This window comes from Caballeronia sp. (assembly GCF_049581465.1).
In the GTDB taxonomy this organism is placed as follows: Bacteria; Pseudomonadota; Gammaproteobacteria; order Burkholderiales; family Burkholderiaceae; genus Caballeronia.
Window position 1 is genome coordinate 1 of sequence record NZ_JBAUSA010000256.1, and the last position, 4,129, is coordinate 4,129.

Annotated in this window: 6 protein-coding genes and 1 pseudogene; 5 read left to right on the forward strand and 2 right to left on the reverse strand. The window is 56.1% G+C overall.

Annotation, left to right across the window (positions count from 1 at the left end; translation table 11 throughout):
* The first annotated feature begins 156 nt into the window (after positions 1-156).
* The 5 genes and pseudogenes from WCA53_RS06370 (at position 157) to WCA53_RS06390 (ending at position 3,502) form a co-directional block, all read left to right on the forward strand.
* Entirely contained in the window at positions 157-360 is a 204-nt protein-coding gene (locus WCA53_RS06370; RefSeq protein ID WP_423907047.1) for a hypothetical protein, read from the forward strand.
* A gap of 434 nt (positions 361-794) precedes the next feature.
* The gene (locus tag WCA53_RS06375; protein ID WP_423907050.1) at positions 795-1,046 is read left to right on the forward strand and encodes a hypothetical protein; all 252 of its coding nucleotides are present in this window, start codon (positions 795-797) and stop codon (positions 1,044-1,046) included.
* Positions 1,047-1,167: 121 nt separating this feature from the next.
* Positions 1,168-1,614 carry a hypothetical protein gene (locus WCA53_RS06380; RefSeq protein ID WP_423907052.1) on the forward strand — a complete coding sequence of 149 codons (447 nt, stop codon included), beginning with the start codon at positions 1,168-1,170 and terminating at the stop codon, positions 1,612-1,614.
* Positions 1,595-1,810: pseudogene (locus WCA53_RS06385) on the forward strand (PriCT-2 domain-containing protein); the annotation flags it as partial. The gene WCA53_RS06380 and the pseudogene WCA53_RS06385, both read left to right, overlap by 20 nt.
* Before the next feature lie 36 nt (positions 1,811-1,846).
* Positions 1,847-3,502, forward strand: coding sequence for an AAA family ATPase (locus WCA53_RS06390; protein WP_423907058.1), 1,656 nt, complete (start codon positions 1,847-1,849; stop codon positions 3,500-3,502).
* Positions 3,503-3,597: 95 nt separating this feature from the next.
* On the opposite strand, the gene WCA53_RS06395 is transcribed toward WCA53_RS06390, so the two are convergent.
* The gene (locus WCA53_RS06395) at positions 3,598-3,804 is read right to left on the reverse strand and encodes a hypothetical protein (protein ID WP_423907054.1); all 207 of its coding nucleotides are present in this window, start codon (positions 3,802-3,804) and stop codon (positions 3,598-3,600) included.
* A 35-nt stretch (positions 3,805-3,839) separates the two neighbouring features.
* Positions 3,840-4,129, reverse strand: a 290-nt coding sequence (gene tssE / locus WCA53_RS06400; protein ID WP_423907056.1) for a type VI secretion system baseplate subunit TssE, incomplete at its 5' end; no start/stop codon positions are given.

A 4,129-nucleotide genomic window follows, 5' to 3' on the forward strand; every position in this document is an offset into this window, starting at 1 on the left:
AGCAGAACCCCACCGCCGTATATCCGGTTCTTGTCCATCGGCCCGCGGTTTCGCTCCACGCTTACTTCCCACGCTCGGTCGCCCTCACGCAGTTGCGCTTCACTTCGTTCGCTCCGGTCCACTCACGGGCCGACGCGCACCTCCAAGATTGCGCCCATGCTGGGCGCACCACTGGACAAGCCCGCTCTACTCAAAGCGGGTCTCCGCGGCGTCAACGATGCAGCCGAAGACGCCGGCATAGACGAGCCCGATGCCCGATATGTCGCAGAGGTTGCGCCGATTATTCGATACGTTGTCACGGCGGGCCGCTTGCCCGTCGACGTCACTGCAAGTCGAAAGCCCGCGCCCCGCGATCTTTGAAAGCGCTATTGCGTCAACATGCTTGATCGATTCCCAACCAAACCGCGCATGTCGTACGTGCCCAGCGCAGACGCGCAGTGATCTTGCATGCATTTCACCACCAAAAGTCTGAGTCCGTGCGCAGGCTCGTGCTCACTTTGAGCCCAAGGTCAACATCGACACCACAGTGTTTTCTCCCGATGCAGCTCGCACTGAGACTGCCAACTCACCCATTGCGATTTATTTTGGCCATTCCGAAAAATAATTCTTCGTTCACTGCAGTAAGTTGGAGTAATTCGGTGTTAGGTAACGTTCAATACAGTCCCTGCTAGTCGGTCATCTGCCATCGCCCCCCTAGTAAATCGCGATACTTCAGCTACAGTCCGTCTCAGAGCACAGGCAAATAACACAAAGTACAACTACGTATAGGTGACACTATGGGATCTCCTGGATTTATGGACGACGCTGACATCGAACCTCCGCTCGCCGGTTACGACGGTGCTGCACCGTTCACCATTGCCACGTTTTGCAAGTGGTATCACTTAAGCCGCCCTTTCTATTACGAGCTGAAAAAGCTCGGTAAAGGCCCGCAAGAACTGCGTATCGGCTCTAAGAAGATCGTAATTACGCAGCGCTGCGCCCATGCGTGGGAACAAGCGCGCTTTGCTGAGCAAGTGAACGCGTCGAACGCGGGTGACGCTGCTTAACACCTCATCGCCGCATCTATCATCGAATACCCCAGAGCGATCGCGCTTGGCCGTCGAGCACCCAGTCGCTTGGCGTGGCGAAGCTCGGCTTACGAGTATCCAAATTTCACGGAGAATCACTGTGACCGATTTTGATGCATTCCGCGCAAAACGCGGACGGACGCGGGGCTTTATCGATAATTGGAATCCGCGAGTCAAGACGCTGGAATTACTTTATCTAATGCTGACGATCGAAAATGAGTATGCGGCCCATCTGCCATTAATACGTCGGCATATTTTTTATCGCCTAGTTAGCAAACACGGCTATGCGAGAAGTGAAAAATCGTATGCCGCACTCGGCCAGCATTTAAGCAATGCACGCCGGGTTCGCTTTATCGACTTTAACGTTATCCGCGATGACGGGTTCCCGCGTTCCGGCGCTCTAGGGTACCCCGACATCGCCGCGTCCCTGCGCGTCGGGGCCTCACGCGCCGCGAGGTTCACCCGTGATCGCCAACTCACACATGCGATGTGCTGCGATTGTCCGGCCTTGCGTGGAGTGAGCCGCGATGAACGCACGCGCGCTTGACGCTCTTTACAGCATTCCGGCGGACCTGCCGCGCGAGACGTGGATCAGAGTGCTTATGGCCGCCAGCGCGGCGGGGCTGAATGATTGCGATGCGCGTGAATGGTCGCGACAAGCCGTGGACAGCTTCAAAGAATCGGACTTTAAAGCTACTTGGCAAAGCATCGAACCGAGCGGCGCGATTACCGCTCGGACGCTATTTCATTTCGCGCGTAGATATGGATGGAATAAACCGATGAAGAATCGCGGTGACGCGCCAATAACCCCGGTGGTGAAAGCACCTTCGACGCCACCCAAGAAGGTTGACGTAGCTAGCATATGGGCCGATGGCAGCCCTGCTGACACTGACCCGTATGTCAGCGCGAAGCGGATCGACCCGACCGACCTTAGGGTACTTCCGAACGGCTTATTGGCTGTACCGCTGAGGTCCTTAGCTGGCGAGTTGCACTCATTGCAACAGATCGACGCAAAGGGTGGGAAGAAGAACCTTGCCGGTTGCAATCTCGCAGATTCAATGTTCTTGATCGGCGCAATAGCTGCCAACGGTCGAGTGTTCGTTGTCGAAGGAATCGCTACAGGCAACGCGGTGGCGCGCGCCGATATACACGCTGCCGTCGCGGTTACAGTGGGCGTTGGCCGCTTCGCGACCGTCGCTCGCGCGATCCGCTCACAATATCCAGGCGCACAGATCATTCTTGTGCCGGATCGCGGGCAAGAACAGCGTGCCGAAAAGATCGCCTGTGAGGTTCGGGGCGCATGGATTGTGATGTCCGACGACGCACCAAGAAATTATGACGCGTACGACTTCGAGGTCCAACACAGCACAGAAGCGCTTGCGCAACTGCTGCTTAATGTCAAAGTTCCGGCGCTTCGCTATTGCGTTCTTAGCGGATGCGAGATCGCCGCTCGCCCGACAAAAGATGACCTGATCGATGGGGTCGTTCCGGCAGATGCCGTGGGGTTGATCTGGGGTGGGATTGGCGTATCGAAGTCCTTCTTTGTGCTCGAAATGGCTGCACGCCTGGCTGAAGGTCGCGAATTTTTCGGACGTACGACGCGTCGCGTCGTTGTGACTTACCTGGTTCTCGAAGGTCACGCCGGTATTTCGCGGCGGATTCTGGCGTGGCAAGTCGCAAACAAGCGGCTCTTTCCGTCAAACGTTCATTTTATTGAACAGCCGTTTTCGCTGCACGCGCGGCAAGACATTGATGACCTGTGCACAGCGATGCAGGCGGTCGGCGCGAAAGATGGCGTTCTATTCATCGACACACTCGCTCGCGCAACAAGCGGCGCAGACGAAAACTCAAGCCAAGACGCATCGCTAACAATTAAAGCGATGTCCGAACTGCGCGATCGCATCGGCGGGACGGTCATTGCGATACACCATTCGGGCAAGAATCTTGATGCGGGTCCGCGTGGGCATTCATCGATCGCCGCAGCCGTGGATTTTCACCTTCACGTGTTGAAGGTGAAGGGCTCGCGCGAATGGCGCACGGGCAAGCAGAAGGACGGCCCAGACGACATCGCGCATTTATTCGCGCTCGACCCCGTCGAAGTCGGCACGAAAGGGAACGGATTGCCTCTTACGTCGTGCGTGATCAGACCCGTCTTTGAAAAGGTGTTGGCAAACCGCCCAGCGATGCCAAAAGGCATGACACAAATAGCGGTTTACGAAGCCATCAAAAAAATGCTGATTGTGTCCCCGGATTTCGGAAAAGGACACAGCCCGGTCGACCGTCCTTGTGTCCAACTGCAGAAGGTTGTGCTCGTCGCGGGCGCAACACTGGCGTGCGAACCAAAGCTGCGCAAGACCCTTGTCGGACGAGCGATTCAGGCGATGGCAAAGAACGGCGTTTATGTCATTGAAGACGATTGGCTGCGGGAGAAATGATGGCCCGGACACAAGCGGACACAAGCGGACACAAACACAAATTTTGTGTCTTGGACACAGGACACAGGTGACACCCCCCTTCTTTAGAAGGGGTGTCACTTGTGTCTGTCCCACGTACAACTGGAAATCAACCGAAGGAAGCTGCAATGATCGACGCTCTCATTGGCGGCAAACTGTACGGAAAAGCGGTCGAGATCCATATGACGCGCGATCGGGCGACCGTTGTCGAGGGCCGTCTCATCGCCGTCAAGGATTTCACCTCCGGTCGTTGTTGCGTTGCCTTTCAACGCCATCTTTTTCATGTTCGCATCCTTCGGGACTATTCCGCATGTACTTGTTAGTCGCGCGTGTTGTCCTGCGTCGTAAGCCGTGCTTGTCCGTCAGGCGTGAAATACGTGCCATAGCGCACAAGTCCTCCTTGATGCAATTCACAAGTCATCGTGAAACTGAGCAACATGCCGTCCTCCGGATCGACGGGAGCTATATCGATCGATTTCAAGCGCGGCTCGTACTTGAGCAACGTGCCTTCAATCTCGCGTCGAAGCGTATGCGCCGAGGCCGGCATGTGCCGATAAATCTTCGACAGGTCACCCAGACCGTAGTCAGGCAAATGCGCAAGGCCATTGC

Coding starts and splice junctions, on each gene's coding strand:
- WCA53_RS06390 (WP_423907058.1), top strand. CDS start 1,847: ATGAAGAATCGCGGTGACGCGCCAATAACCCCGGTGGTGAAAGCACCT.
- WCA53_RS06375 (WP_423907050.1), top strand. CDS start 795: ATGGACGACGCTGACATCGAACCTCCGCTCGCCGGTTACGACGGTGCT.
- WCA53_RS06370 (WP_423907047.1), top strand. CDS start 157: ATGCTGGGCGCACCACTGGACAAGCCCGCTCTACTCAAAGCGGGTCTC.
- WCA53_RS06395 (WP_423907054.1), bottom strand. CDS start 3,804: ATGAAAAAGATGGCGTTGAAAGGCAACGCAACAACGACCGGAGGTGAA.